This window comes from Kordiimonas sp. SCSIO 12603, from assembly GCF_024398035.1.
Lineage (GTDB): Bacteria > Pseudomonadota > Alphaproteobacteria > Sphingomonadales > Kordiimonadaceae > Kordiimonas.
This window is the reverse complement of sequence record NZ_CP073748.1, coordinates 1,713,806-1,726,087: the sequence shown is the minus strand read 5'-3', so window position 1 is coordinate 1,726,087 and position 12,282 is coordinate 1,713,806. Positions and strand designations below refer to the sequence as shown.

At 47.7% G+C, this 12,282-nt stretch carries 12 protein-coding genes; 6 read left to right on the top strand and 6 right to left on the bottom strand.

The annotated features are described in order from the left end of the window. Positions 1-128: 128 nt before the first annotated feature. From KFE96_RS07835 to KFE96_RS07825, 3 genes are all read right to left on the bottom strand, one after another. Positions 129-449, bottom strand: a complete 321-nt coding sequence (locus KFE96_RS07835) for a 2Fe-2S iron-sulfur cluster-binding protein (RefSeq protein WP_247014630.1) — start codon at positions 447-449, stop codon at positions 129-131. 4 nt (positions 450-453) lie between these two features. Further along, entirely contained in the window at positions 454-1,701 is a 1,248-nt protein-coding gene (locus KFE96_RS07830; RefSeq protein WP_255835430.1) for an NAD(P)/FAD-dependent oxidoreductase, read from the bottom strand. Positions 1,702-1,766: 65 nt separating this feature from the next. Then, positions 1,767-2,792 (bottom strand): AraC family transcriptional regulator, encoded by a 1,026-nt coding sequence (locus KFE96_RS07825; protein WP_255835429.1) that lies wholly within the window; start codon positions 2,790-2,792, stop codon positions 1,767-1,769. A gap of 146 nt (positions 2,793-2,938) precedes the next feature. Between KFE96_RS07825 and KFE96_RS07820 the strand changes: the two genes are divergently transcribed. After that, positions 2,939-3,946, top strand: coding sequence for an AraC family transcriptional regulator (locus KFE96_RS07820; RefSeq protein ID WP_255835428.1), 1,008 nt, complete (start codon positions 2,939-2,941; stop codon positions 3,944-3,946). Between the two features lie 92 nt (positions 3,947-4,038). Next, positions 4,039-4,872 carry a gamma-glutamyl-gamma-aminobutyrate hydrolase family protein gene (locus KFE96_RS07815; protein ID WP_255835427.1) on the top strand — a complete coding sequence of 278 codons (834 nt, stop codon included), beginning with the start codon at positions 4,039-4,041 and terminating at the stop codon, positions 4,870-4,872. 70 nt (positions 4,873-4,942) lie between these two features. On the opposite strand, the gene KFE96_RS07810 is transcribed toward KFE96_RS07815, so the two are convergent. Next, positions 4,943-5,830, bottom strand: coding sequence for a hypothetical protein (locus KFE96_RS07810; RefSeq protein ID WP_255835426.1), 888 nt, complete (start codon positions 5,828-5,830; stop codon positions 4,943-4,945). Between the two features lie 159 nt (positions 5,831-5,989). Here KFE96_RS07810 and KFE96_RS07805 point away from each other — a divergent pair, with 159 nt between their 5' ends. The 3 genes from KFE96_RS07805 to KFE96_RS07795 are packed head-to-tail and all read left to right on the top strand — an operon-like array spanning position 5,990 to position 10,087. After that, a complete protein-coding gene (locus KFE96_RS07805) occupies positions 5,990-7,267 on the top strand; it encodes a cytochrome P450 (protein ID WP_255835425.1) in 1,278 nt (425 codons plus the stop codon). A 48-nt stretch (positions 7,268-7,315) separates the two neighbouring features. Further along, positions 7,316-8,608 (top strand): glutamine synthetase family protein, encoded by a 1,293-nt coding sequence (locus KFE96_RS07800; protein WP_255835424.1) that lies wholly within the window; start codon positions 7,316-7,318, stop codon positions 8,606-8,608. 18 nt (positions 8,609-8,626) lie between these two features. Continuing rightward, positions 8,627-10,087 (top strand): aldehyde dehydrogenase, encoded by a 1,461-nt coding sequence (locus KFE96_RS07795; protein WP_255835423.1) that lies wholly within the window; start codon positions 8,627-8,629, stop codon positions 10,085-10,087. Here KFE96_RS07795 and KFE96_RS07790 read toward each other — a convergent pair. Both KFE96_RS07790 and KFE96_RS07785 read right to left on the bottom strand, forming a co-directional pair. Beyond that, positions 10,084-10,446 (bottom strand): DOPA 4,5-dioxygenase family protein, encoded by a 363-nt coding sequence (locus tag KFE96_RS07790; protein ID WP_255835422.1) that lies wholly within the window; start codon positions 10,444-10,446, stop codon positions 10,084-10,086. The genes KFE96_RS07795 and KFE96_RS07790 overlap by 4 nt on opposite strands. Next, the gene (locus KFE96_RS07785; protein ID WP_255835421.1) at positions 10,430-11,233 is read right to left on the bottom strand and encodes an acetoacetate decarboxylase family protein; all 804 of its coding nucleotides are present in this window, start codon (positions 11,231-11,233) and stop codon (positions 10,430-10,432) included. Before KFE96_RS07785 ends, KFE96_RS07790 begins: the two co-directional genes overlap by 17 nt. Positions 11,234-11,393: 160 nt before the next feature. On the opposite strand from KFE96_RS07785, the gene KFE96_RS07780 reads away from it, so the two are divergent. Continuing rightward, positions 11,394-12,281 carry a fumarylacetoacetate hydrolase family protein gene (locus KFE96_RS07780; RefSeq protein WP_255835420.1) on the top strand — a complete coding sequence of 296 codons (888 nt, stop codon included), beginning with the start codon at positions 11,394-11,396 and terminating at the stop codon, positions 12,279-12,281. The last annotated feature ends 1 nt before the right edge of the window (position 12,282 follow it).

The following is a 12,282-nucleotide window of genomic DNA, read 5'->3' as shown; positions in this document are numbered from 1 at the left end:
AACAGAGAAACAAAAAAGCCTCAAAGCTCATGCTTTGGGGCTTTCTCATTGGCAACTAAGAACTCCTAAACGGCAATAAAAAGGGCTGGCATCTCTGCCAGCCCTTTTTGATTTCGATCTTATCGAATTTAATATTGACTTTCGGGAGCTGTTACACGCAAACCGTCTAAATCTTCAGTCACTTTAATCTGGCAAGAAAGGCGGGAATTAGATTGCTGATGATCATTAAACTCAAGCATAGAGTTTTCCATCTCGCTTGGTTCGCCTGTCGCCTCTAGTTGATCTTCATCAACATATACATGGCAAGTGGCACACGCACAGGCACCACCACAGTCCGCCATAATCCAGTCTATCCCGTTATTGAGCGCTGTTTCCATAACGCTTTCGCCTTCGGCTGCCTCAATAACCTGCTCTTCCCCATCATTGGAAACAAAAGTAATTTTTGCCATGTCATTAAACCTTCTGTGTTTTAAGTTCTTTGAAAATGTCCATCATGGTTTTGCTTTGGTCCTGCACAGTCTCACTCGTGAGCCTAAGCCCCATCTTGAGGATATTTTTGCATGCCATGAAGGATTGTGGATCATTGACAGAATCCACCGCTAAAAACGTTTCGCCTTTGAAATAAAAAACTGAGAATTTTCCTGTAGCTACATCGCCTCTCACAAACGTTTCTGTATGTTCTGAGGACAAACCAACTGTCTGGATTTTGGTGTCATACTGGTCAGACCAGAACCAGGGAGGGTCATAGGCAGGCCGTTCAAGCCCTAGAATATGTCGTGCTGCCGTTTCTGCCATATCAATAGCATTCGGAACACTTTCTAGCCTCAACTTCTCCGGCTGACCTTCAAGGGGACGAAGTGCGTTATCGCCAATGGCATAAATGCCTGAAACAGATGTCTCGCAGTTTTCATCAACGATGATACCGTTTCCAACTTCAATGCCGGCTTCTGCTGCCAACTCCTGGTTTGGCAACACGCCGATACCTACAAGAATCAAATTCGTTTTGAAGGTAGTGCCATCATTTAGCTCAACGCCCGTTATAGAGCTTCCATCTTTCTGGTAAGTCTGAACTTCAGCTCCCAGCCTAATGTTCACACCATTTGCTTCATGTAAGTTTTTGAAATAATCAGAAATCTCTTCGCCTGTTACACGTGCAAGCAACCGCGGCATGCGTTCAAGCACATCAACAGCCACGCCCATTTTTCGGAGCACTGCCGCTGCTTCAAGCCCGATATAACCGCCACCAACAATGGTCACATGCGTTAGTTGATCCAACTGAGTTTTAAGGGCTTTAGCATCATCCAGCGTGCGCATAACCTGCACATTTTCAGCACCTTCAAGCTCTGGAATCATCCGTGGACGTGTCCCCGTAGCAAACACCAGTTTGTCATATGCGTAAGAAGTGCCACTACCTATGGTCACTTCCTTATTGACGGTATCTACCTTCTCTACCCGGGCATCTGAGATAAGCTCGATGTCTTTATCATCATAGAATTTCTGCGGCTTCAAAAAGAGCCTAACCTCCTCCATTTCGCCTTTCAAAAAAGCTTTTGAAAGTGGAGGTCGCTGATACGCGAGATATGGCTCTTCACCGATCATAGTGATCCGGCCATCATACTTTTTTTGCCTGAGGGAAGCAGCGAGCTGAATAGCCGCCTGCCCTGAGCCAATTATCACCAATTTTTCCATGTTGGTTGCCATAATAGATACCTCCTTCGAGAGGATATCTATAGCTAGCCTATAGCCTAACCGCCTTGCAGATGCGGTCAATCACGGGTGCGGTAACGGGAGGGAGCAACCCCTTTTGACCACCGAGAAAACGCGCGAGAAAAGCTCGCAGAATCCGCAAACCCAAGCATATGGGCAATCTCGGTTACCGACAGGCTGCTGGTATCCAGATATTCTTTGGCCTGTTCGAAATGATAGGCATCCAGCATATTGGAAAACTTCCGCCCTTCAGCGGCTAGCCTTCGGTAGAGCGTAGGCTCAGACACCCCCATTTGAAACGCAACCTTCTTGGCCGTTATCGGTGGATCAATCCGGTTTGCATATAAAAGCCGCTCGATCTGATCACAGAAAGTCATCGCCATCGTAACGGTCTTAAGCTCCCGATCCAGATAAGTTTTAAGAATTGGGGCCAACGTATTATCTAAAATCTTACCGGAAATCATATTGGCGGAAGACGGCAACACAACACTGTTTTCATCTTGATTGAAGAACACTGGCGTTTTGAGTTGCCGTTCATAAAGCCGAGGATCACACTGTGGCGAATGTTTAAAATTAATCCTTAGAACTTTAGCTTGCCCACCAGAGAAAATACGTATCTGCCGCTTGGTAAGTGCGAGAGAAAATTCCACATCCTGCCTACAATCATTATCACTGGCATACATAATTTCATAAACAAATGCGGTTTCATGTTTATCACGCGTTACCTGCGCAAAAGTAACCCCCTGCAGAAGGTTCATATAGTGGCAAAGGTTTTCAAGCGCCTCGAGCACATTCTTTGATGAAAGGAATAAAAACCCAATAGCACCTAACGTTTCCGGGCCGGCTGCTCTCGCCAAGTGAATGCCGAGGATCGGATTATCCGCATGCTCTGCTGCCAGTTCAAGAAATTTGAGCCAGTTTTTAAGAGGTACTTCACCATCCACCCGCAGCACTTCATCAGCGGAGATACCGCTATCTCTATACAGAGAAGCAGGATCCAGATCATGTTCCATCAAAGGGTTTGTCAGTGAGCGCACCACTGACGACCAAATAAGGGGCTCCTGCTTTTTATTATTTTCTTTCACATCCCACCCCTCAAGCATACTCATAATTTCGTTTATGATAGAAATTATCACATGTTTGATAGACTTTGACAATCTCAGTTTTCATCGCCGCCCTAAGGTTGACCAGTGTGAGGGAGTACTAACTGTCAGGAATAAAGGGAAGTAAGATGGAACACGCGTTTGTAAATGCGTCCGCGGCATCTGACTGGAGAAACATACTCGCAGAGCGCGGCATCAACACACAGGATTTTGACAGCCTGCTAAGAAAACCAACTCTATCAGGCAACAATTTTGATCAGCAGTTGATTGATCTGAAAGAGTTTGTTGCTACCGTTGAAAAGACAGGTTCTGTCAAAAGCGGAGGCGGTATTTCTTGGTCAGTCGGTCTCGCATCTAATTATGCGAAACGTGGTAAAGTTGGTCAGGCAATCCTTGGTTCCAAAACCCTAGGCACGGCCTTTAATCGGCTTGTGAAATTCTATCCTCTTATTCAAGACCGCACAGACGTGAGCCTGGAGATGGGTGAAGATTTCACAACCCTTGGCTACCGTATTCTGGACCCTGATATCTGGCCGCGCACGGAAGATGCCTTATACACACTTGGTGTTTTCTCTTCCTTCATTAAAACAGCTGCGCCCACCGCATGGGAAACTGTGGATATTCTTATTGAAGCTGACAAGAATGTAGTGAAAAAGGACCTTACCAACGAAGTATGCGCCAATGTTGTGTATGAAGCCGAGACAAACGGCATCCGCTTCCCTACAAAGATTTTGAGCAATCCTATTGGCCTGTTACCGCCAGTAGAGAATGATATACTGAATTATCTCAACCGTCTGCTGGTTGAAAAAAGGCGCTACTTGCCCGTGAGCGAGAAAACAAGGCAAGCAATTTTCCAAGGTCTTAGCCGCGGTCACGTAACGCAAGATCACGTGGCAAAAACCCTGGGTCTTTCGCGCCGTACCTTGCGCCGCAAACTTGCAGCCGAGGAAGTATCCTATCAGGCTATCCTTGATGAATGCCGCATGCGCGCCGCATCGCTGGAGTTTAAGATCAGCCCGAACCAGTCCCTGTCTGAAATGGCACTGAAACTTGGCTATTCTGAGCACAGCACTTTCTCTCGTGCTTTTATGCGCTGGGCAGGTATAGCACCGCAGCAGTTCAGAAAACTTCACTAACTGGTGTTTTCATTTGATTGACCACATATGCAAAGCTGATGTTTTCAGGCTTTCATACCAATAACGCTCTGGTCATGCTGTAAGAGGAAACTATGCCCCATTTACTTCTAATGGAAGGAAACCCGGCAAAAGTACGCCGTAAAGCGGAAAGCATTAATGTGCGCTCTGCAAGCGATGTTTATGCCCATGCTATTAAAGCCCACTTCCCCGACATAGAAATGTCGATCATCTATGCAGCGGATAAAGATGCAGCTCTACCCGAAGGCATGAGCTATGAGGATTTTGACGGCATGGTAATAAGCGGTTCAAGCCTGCGGGCCTTTGATGAGACTTTCGCTGTGCAGAACCAGATTAAAATCCTGAAAGAATTTTGCGAAACTGGCAAACCAGTTCTGGGCAGTTGCTGGGGTCTTCAAATTGCCGCTATCGCCGCTGGCGGTGCGGTAGCAGCAAGCCCAAATGGTCGCGAGATTGGTTTTGCCCGCAAAGTAACACTTACGGAAGCAGGCAAAGCACATCCATACATGAAAGGCAAGCCAACGTCATTTGATGCACCCTGTATTCACTATGATGAAGTTTCAGCGCTGCCATCCTCAGCCACCCTACTTTGCAGCAACAAGCACAGTTTGGTTCAAGGCGCAGTGATCCCTATTGGAAAATCAGAAGTTTGGGCTGTGCAGTACCACCCTGAATTCGATCTTGAGCAGCTTTCCATGTTGTTCCGGCTTTATAAGAAAGATCTTCTTACTCAAGGCTTTTTCGATAAGGAAGAAGATGTAAGCGCCTATCAAGCATTGATTGATGCGGCTGCAGAAAACCCAAATTCAAAAAGCCAGGCATGGCAGCTTGGGATTGATGAAGATATCCTAGTGCCCGAGAACCGCAGGGCGGAGATTATCAACTGGATCAAGCACCAGATACTCTAGATAGTTTTAACATAGATTAGTCCCCCCTTAATGTGGCCAACGAGAAAAAATCTCTTGGCCACATTTTTTATTATGCTTCAGCAGTCCAACCGCCTTCAGGCTTATCAAACCAAACATGTACCTGGCTGGTCCCCACTGAGTTTTCATAATCACTGAACTGACGCCCTTTGGCCTTACAGTCACGCCCGCCAATGGCCGCAGCCATCATCAAATAATGACCAAAAGCTCCTTCAGGTTTATGAGGATAATAAGCTGGCATACCGTCAATCACTGCCGCGTGGTTCCCTTCTTTAAACCATTCAAGGCGTTCATAATCTGCTTCACGCGCCGCATCTGAGAAGATGTTGGCCGGATCAGCTGTTTCATACTTGCCGTTGCTGATATCCTGAAACGTATGAAAGGTATGGCTCATAGAACCACTCGCGAGCAGCACAACCTTACGGCCTGATTTCGCTATAGCCCGACCAATGCCCTCTCCCACTTTCAGGTAATCAGAAGCTTTGGCCGCCATGTTCATACCCACACTGAGCCAAGCTTCATCTTTGGCGATATGGTGTGCGACATTCACTGTGCCGTAGTTAATAGGAAGATACGGGTCATCATTGGCGGTGCAGCGTGTACCGTTTGCATCTACTTCAGCCGCGATGAGTTCAGCTAATTCAGGATCGCCCTTCAAGTCATAGGGCACCTGGCACATACCGCGTGGTAGTTCTTCCGAAGTATATTTCCCGGTGCGGCGCTCGTGAGAAGTTACAATAAATTCAACCAGTGTTGCCCAGTGGGTATCAAACACAATAACTGTATCCGCCCCAAGACTATCCAGCACTTCAGATCGCAGCTTTTTAAAGCCTTCGATTAAGGTGGTGTCCTTACCTCCATAGATCTCATACCGAACTTCTTTTGGCAGCATGATAGTCGGGACATGACTAACAAGGCCTGCACCTACAACTTCACCCATTTCGTTCACTCCTTTGAACCTTGAATAATCAGTTTATAAGCGCAAAAAATAAGGCCTTCCAGCGATACCCCTTACTATGTCCACATCTGCTAAGACACCTGCTTTTCCTTGGTTTAGCGTGATGAAAGATTGATTAGAGACATGAGTTAAGAGGCGACTATGAGCAAGCATTGGAATTATCCTTTTTCTCCGTCAACAGACACTGCTGTTGATCTTTCATCCCTTGATGCCTTTAACGAAGGTGCACCTTTTGCAACATTTGAAAAAATGCAGAACCAGGGGGTTGTCTGGACAGAGGAAACAAATGGCCGGGGCTTCTGGTCTGTCACCCGTCATGAAGATGTTATGGCACTGAATAAGCAGCCTGATCTACTAAGTTCCGCACGCGGTATTCGTATCGAAGATCAAACTGAAGAAGAATATGAAGCTCGAAAGACATTTCAGGAAACAGATCAGCCACAACACACCTATTTCCGCATGCTTGTGAACAAGGCTTTTTCCCGTGGTCAGGTCGCACTGTTTTCTGATCGTATCCGTGAAATTACAGCCGAACTCATTGATAAAGCACTGGCAAAAGGCGAAGTTGATGCAACAGATGAAATCGCCCGCCAACTCCCAATGCGTATGCTTGGGCAGATCATCGGGGTGCCGGATGAAGACCTTGATTGGCTTGTAGAAAAAGGCGATGCACTTATCTCCAACTCCGATCCGGATTATACGGATTTCGTTGTAGATAAAGTAGATACTGAAGAATACCGCCTTCTGCCTTTCCGTTCTCCAGCCGCTGTAGAATTGTTTGACTATGCAAATGATCTTTTGAAACGCATGGATGCGGGGGAATCTTTTGGCGTGCTGAACTCTGTACTTCAGCCGACCAAGGACGGGCACTCCATGTCCCATGACGAGTTCAGAAATTTCTTCTGCCTGCTCGTCGCCGCAGGGAACGATACAACGCGCTACAGTATCGCTGCGGCTATTCACGCTATGGCAAACCAACCTGAACTACTCTCGCAAATTCGCGATAACATGGATGATGATGGTTTCATGATGACAGCATCGGATGAGATGATCCGCTGGGCATCACCTACCACTCATTTCCGCCGCACGGCAACACGCGATTTCGAATATGGTGGTAACCAAATCAAAGAAGGCGACAAGGTTGTTCTATGGTTCACTGCCGCCAACAGAGATGTAGACACATTCGGTAATCCGTTTGAGATTGATCTAACCCGTAAACCAAACAGGTTTGTATCTTTTGGACAGGGCGGCCCGCATGTTTGCCTTGGTATGTTCCTCGCGAAACTGGAAGTACGGATCGTGCTTGAAGAGTTTGCAAAACGTGTCGCTAAAATCGAACAGACAGGGCCGCACGCATATCTCCGGTCAAACTTCATTCTGGGTATCAAAAAGTTACCTGTGAAGATGACAGCCGCCTAACGGCATCATGCTGAAATACACGTAAGAACAAAGGTTAAAGGGAAGACGATGGAAACATCAATTATGAACAGGGTTCGTGTATTATTTGCTGATCAGCTGAATTTGGCGCGCGGTAAATATATTCCAAAAGAATTTGCAGAAGAGGGAAAGGCTCGCTTCTGTAAAGGCGCCTATGCGGTTACATATAACAAAGATATTGTACCAGCTCCGGGTGCGGGTGTGGAAGTCGGCTTGCCCGATGTAGAGGCTATGTTTGACCCGGGTGCATACAGAATTGGCTGGGAAGATAACACTCAAATCGCGCTTGCTGATATCTATGACAATGATGAACCCTCCGAGCTGTGTGGACGAGGCGCGTTGAAGAGAATTCTTGCCAAGTGGAAAGAAAAAGGCCTCACCCCCATGGTGGGCTTTGAAGGCGAAGCTTATATTTTCGAACGTGATGTGGACGGTAACTGGGTGCCATACAACACCCCTGGTTCATTCGTGTACGGCACAGGTCCTTTTACCGACCCCGCTGGTTTGATTGATGAAATCTGGGCTGTTGCGCAGAAAATCGGCATTCATATCGAATCTTTCAACGCAGAATTTGATGCGCCTCAGTATGAACTAACAATGGGCTACACCGATGCCCTCAAAGCTTGCGATGATTTCTTCCTGTTTCGCACTATGGCTCGGGAAGTTCTGTACAAGCGCGGCTATTTGCTCTCCTTCATGCCAAAGCCCATCTCTGATCTCTCGGGCAGCGGCCTGCACATCAATCTCAGCTTCAATGATAAGAAGGGAAATAATGTGTTTGCGGGCGGCACTGAGAAAGGCCAACTTTCTGACCTGGTAAAAGGCTGCATTTCAGGGCTTGTGAAACACCATGAAGCGATGTCAGCTATTCTAGCGCCAACAGTAAATTCCTACGCCCGTCTCCAGCCTGCCAGCCTTTCCGGTTACTGGGCAAACTGGGGATATGACCACCGCGGCGTAGCCGTTCGGGTTTCCGGTGAAGGTGGCAAAGCTGCACGTATTGAACACCGCGTGGGTGACTGCGCCGCAAGCCCATATTTTGCACTGGCTGCTGTTTTAAATGCTGCTCTTCTTGGCTGCGAGCATGATTACGAGCTGCCTGAAGCTGAAACTAACGACGGCCTGGAAACGGTTAATACAGACCGTCATGTGCCAGCTTCCCTCTCGGAGGCGCTTGCGATCTTTAAGGCAGATACTGACCTGACAAATGCGATTGGATCGTTGATCACTGATAACTATATCGCGATCAAAGAAGCGGAAATTGAGGAAACGGCGAACCTCGATGAGCAAGGCTTGGTCGATTATTATATCAATTATATTTAAGGTTCCGGAACAAAAACTATGACAGATCGTTTAATGATTGAAGGCGTCGCTGTTTCCCCCCATCACTATATTGGCGGCAAACGAGTTTCGAGCCCTGCTACATTTGAAACCCGGAGCCCGATGAACTGGGATAACCTTCTCGGTAACATCGCGCGGGGTGATGACCAAACTGCTGATTTAGCGGTAACCGCCGCAACCGAAGCGTTTCCGGCATGGGCGGCACTTACACCAAAAGAACGTGCAGTTTATATGCACCGGCTCTCGGATCTGATCGAAAAAAACAAAGAAAAGATCGCTACAGCTGAATGCATGGATATGGCGATGCTTCAGGAAAGCCTTGAACTTAGGCTGGTACCTCGTGGCGCACTGAATTTCCGGAACTATGCTGACCTTGCTGTTGAGCATGAAGAACGTGTCTGGGATAGTAAAGGCACACATAACCGGGTTATTCGCATGCCTGCAGGCCCTGCGGTTATTATCACGCCGTGGAACGCTCCTTTCATGCTTTCAACATGGAAAGTGGCACCAGCACTGGCTGCTGGTAACACAGTGATCCTAAAGCCAGCTGAGTGGTCTCCCTTGTCCGCAAGCTTGCTCGCTGATATGGTTGATCAGGCAGGCTTCCCGCCCGGTGTCTTTAACGTGGTTCAGGGTATGGGGTATGAAGTTGGCAATGCCCTTGTGAATAACCCGCGTGTGAAACGTATTTCCTTCACGGGGTCCGTACCTACGGCGCGTATCATCGGCAAAGCTGCTGCGGAAAATGTTGTTCCTTTCACTGCTGAACTTGGCGGGAAAAGCTGCCTGCTGGTATTTGAAGATGCAGATATTGATGCCGCAGCAAAGAAGGCCGCAGGCCAGTACGATGATAGCGGCCAGGTGTGTATGTGCGGCTCTCGCATTATTGTGCATGAATCTATTGCTGAAGAATTTGAAAAGAAATTCCACGAATACACAGATCAGCACATCATGGGCGATAGCAGGAATAGTGATACCACCATGTCTGCCATGATCCACCCAACCCATGTAGAACGAGTAATGGGCTTCATCGAGCGTGCCCGTGAAAATGGTGATGAAATTGTTCGTGGCGGCAAGAAACATAAAGAAGATGGCTTGTGGGTGGAACCAACCCTCATCAAACCTAAAAGCAATGATAGCGAAGTTGTTCAGAGCGAAATCTTCGGCCCAGTCCTCACGTTCCAAACCTTCAAAACAGAAGAAGAAGGTGTTGCACTTGCGAACTCGACCGTATTTGGACTTTCTGGCATTGTTTACACTGGCTCCCGTGACCGGGCAGAACGAGTGGGCCGAGCGGTAAGAGGCGGAACGGTATGGGTAAATACTTTCCTTGTACGAGACCTTACAGCACCGTTTGGCGGTATTGGCTTATCCGGCCTGGGCCGCGAAGGCGGGCACTATGCGCTTGAGTTCCATTCAGACCTCAAGACACTGCAAATTCTGGAAGATTCCACGAGTTAATCAAAGACAGACAAATCAAGTTCACAAGGGGTGCCTAACCAGTGCACCCCTTTTGTATGATCACGGTAATCGTCGCCACTTAATGTATGAATCAGAACCGTTAACCCCTGCCGGTTTTCATCGAACCATCTGATAATTTCTTCAGAGGATTCTGTTGGTATTAGCAGCTGGCAACTCCCCACCGGACGGGGGCCAATGGGTTCATCATGCATTCGCCCCATCTTCAGCTCAAACCGATCACGCGCGGTTTCACAAAGCTTAAGCGCCAGTGCCCGTTCCCGACAAATAGAAACGCCCACATCATAATAGACATGGGCGTGATGGCTATATTTCTGGTTTGAATTAACCAATGTCTTCAAGGGTCCGGCGTTCAAGCGTTGTTCCGGCTTTCCAGGAAACACCCACTTCATGCCAATAAGCGCCAATTTTCTCACGGATGGGCAGATCAACCAATTCTTCAACCGGGCTATCAAAATACGTGAGATCAAAATCGCCTTTAAAGCAGCGTCCAAAATCCACATCAAAACCTGACATAGTAACCACTTCTGAAAGGCTATCTGTGCCGTCTGTTTCAATAGCCGGATACCAGCGGCTATGAGCCATTGGATGACCATTCACAAATCCAGGTGCTTCAGCTGTATCCGTAATTTCAAACACACCTTCCGCAAGGCGGCGATCAAAAGCGGCGAGCGTAACGCCAAATTTACCACCCGGCGCTAAACGCGGACCGGCCTTACCAACATTCACCGGACGTGTCTGCTGAATAACCCCAAGTTTCTTCGGGTATCCCTGATGTTGGCCGCGGATGATAGCAAACTCTTTATCTACCCAAATGAAAGCACAGCGTGAGTATGTTTCACCCTTGTATTTGCAGCGGATAACAATGAACATTTCCTTGTACTGAAGGCGTACAGGATCAAGCACTTCATTGAAATCATCAGAACAGCTTTGCCAATCTGCCCAGATGGCGGCAACCGCACCGGGATCTTCATCAGCTAATTCAAACCCCTCAGGCAGAAGTGCTTTCACTGCTTCCACATCTGTGCGGTATTCCATGGTGATCAGCTCACCCGAATAATGCCACGGCACTGGCGGCAATATGGCTGATTTTCCAGATTTGGTTCTTGGATAGTAAAAACCCGTCATCTCACATTCTCATCCGTTAAAACTAACTGATGATCACTATGATGAAGGCCAGCACCAGTTTCCAGCGCACGGCCTTATATTGTCCTCATATGCTAAGAAAGACAGGCCCCTCTTTAGTAGAAATAATCCGAAAGACTATTAATTTTTAAAGGGGCGTATAATGACGACCGAGTACCGTAAAATTCTTCTTGATGGCTATCCAATTCTTACCGTACGTGACGGCGATATGTTACGCGCAAAAGATGGACGTAGCGTTCATGTTGATGAGGCGGTTCATTTGCCGCCGGTTGAGCCAAGAAAGGTAATCTGTGTTCACCTGAATTATCATAGCCGTGTGGATGAATTCATGACCAAACTCGGAGGTTCCCCAACCTATTTCCACAAGCCACTTACAGCGCTCAACACCCACAAAGGTGATATTGTACGCCCAAGCAACTGTAAATATCTGAACTATGAAGGTGAAATTGCCATCGTTATCGGCAAGCACTGTAAAAATATCTCGCAAGAAGAAGCTGGCGAATATATCGCAGGCTATACTGTTGCCAACGATTACGGCCTTCATGATTTCCGTGATACAGATGCGGGCTCTATGCTACGCGTTAAAGGGTCAGATACGCTCTGCCCGCTTGGCCCAGGCCTTGTAGAAGGCTGGGATTTCAAGAACAAGGTCATCCGCACAATCGTGAACGGCAAAGTCGTTCAGGAAGATAATACCGATAATATGGAATGGGACATGCACTATCTGGTGGCCGATATTGCACGGAATATCACGCTTGAACCAGGCGATGTTCTTCTTTCAGGTACACCAGCCAATAGCCGCCCGGTACAGCCAGGTGACGTGGTTGAAGTGGAAGTTGAAGGCCTTGGCAAGCTTACGAACAAGATTGTTGAAGGACCATATCCTGTTCGCACTGATGTAGGCGCACAACCAACAGAATCTGAAGAAGTAATTTCAACTGCAATGGGTGGAGACTGGGAACACCGCGGCAAGCGCGCAGCTGGTGGTCAAGGTGCTCAGTTCTACAAATCTCGCCTTGAGGAAAAATAAT

Coding starts and splice junctions, on each gene's coding strand:
- KFE96_RS07835 (WP_247014630.1), bottom strand. CDS start 449: ATGGCAAAAATTACTTTTGTTTCCAATGATGGGGAAGAGCAGGTTATT.
- KFE96_RS07830 (WP_255835430.1), bottom strand. CDS start 1,701: ATGGCAACCAACATGGAAAAATTGGTGATAATTGGCTCAGGGCAGGCG.
- KFE96_RS07820 (WP_255835428.1), top strand. CDS start 2,939: ATGGAACACGCGTTTGTAAATGCGTCCGCGGCATCTGACTGGAGAAAC.
- KFE96_RS07815 (WP_255835427.1), top strand. CDS start 4,039: ATGCCCCATTTACTTCTAATGGAAGGAAACCCGGCAAAAGTACGCCGT.
- KFE96_RS07810 (WP_255835426.1), bottom strand. CDS start 5,830: ATGGGTGAAGTTGTAGGTGCAGGCCTTGTTAGTCATGTCCCGACTATC.
- KFE96_RS07805 (WP_255835425.1), top strand. CDS start 5,990: ATGAGCAAGCATTGGAATTATCCTTTTTCTCCGTCAACAGACACTGCT.
- KFE96_RS07800 (WP_255835424.1), top strand. CDS start 7,316: ATGGAAACATCAATTATGAACAGGGTTCGTGTATTATTTGCTGATCAG.
- KFE96_RS07795 (WP_255835423.1), top strand. CDS start 8,627: ATGACAGATCGTTTAATGATTGAAGGCGTCGCTGTTTCCCCCCATCAC.
- KFE96_RS07785 (WP_255835421.1), bottom strand. CDS start 11,233: ATGACGGGTTTTTACTATCCAAGAACCAAATCTGGAAAATCAGCCATA.
- KFE96_RS07780 (WP_255835420.1), top strand. CDS start 11,394: ATGACGACCGAGTACCGTAAAATTCTTCTTGATGGCTATCCAATTCTT.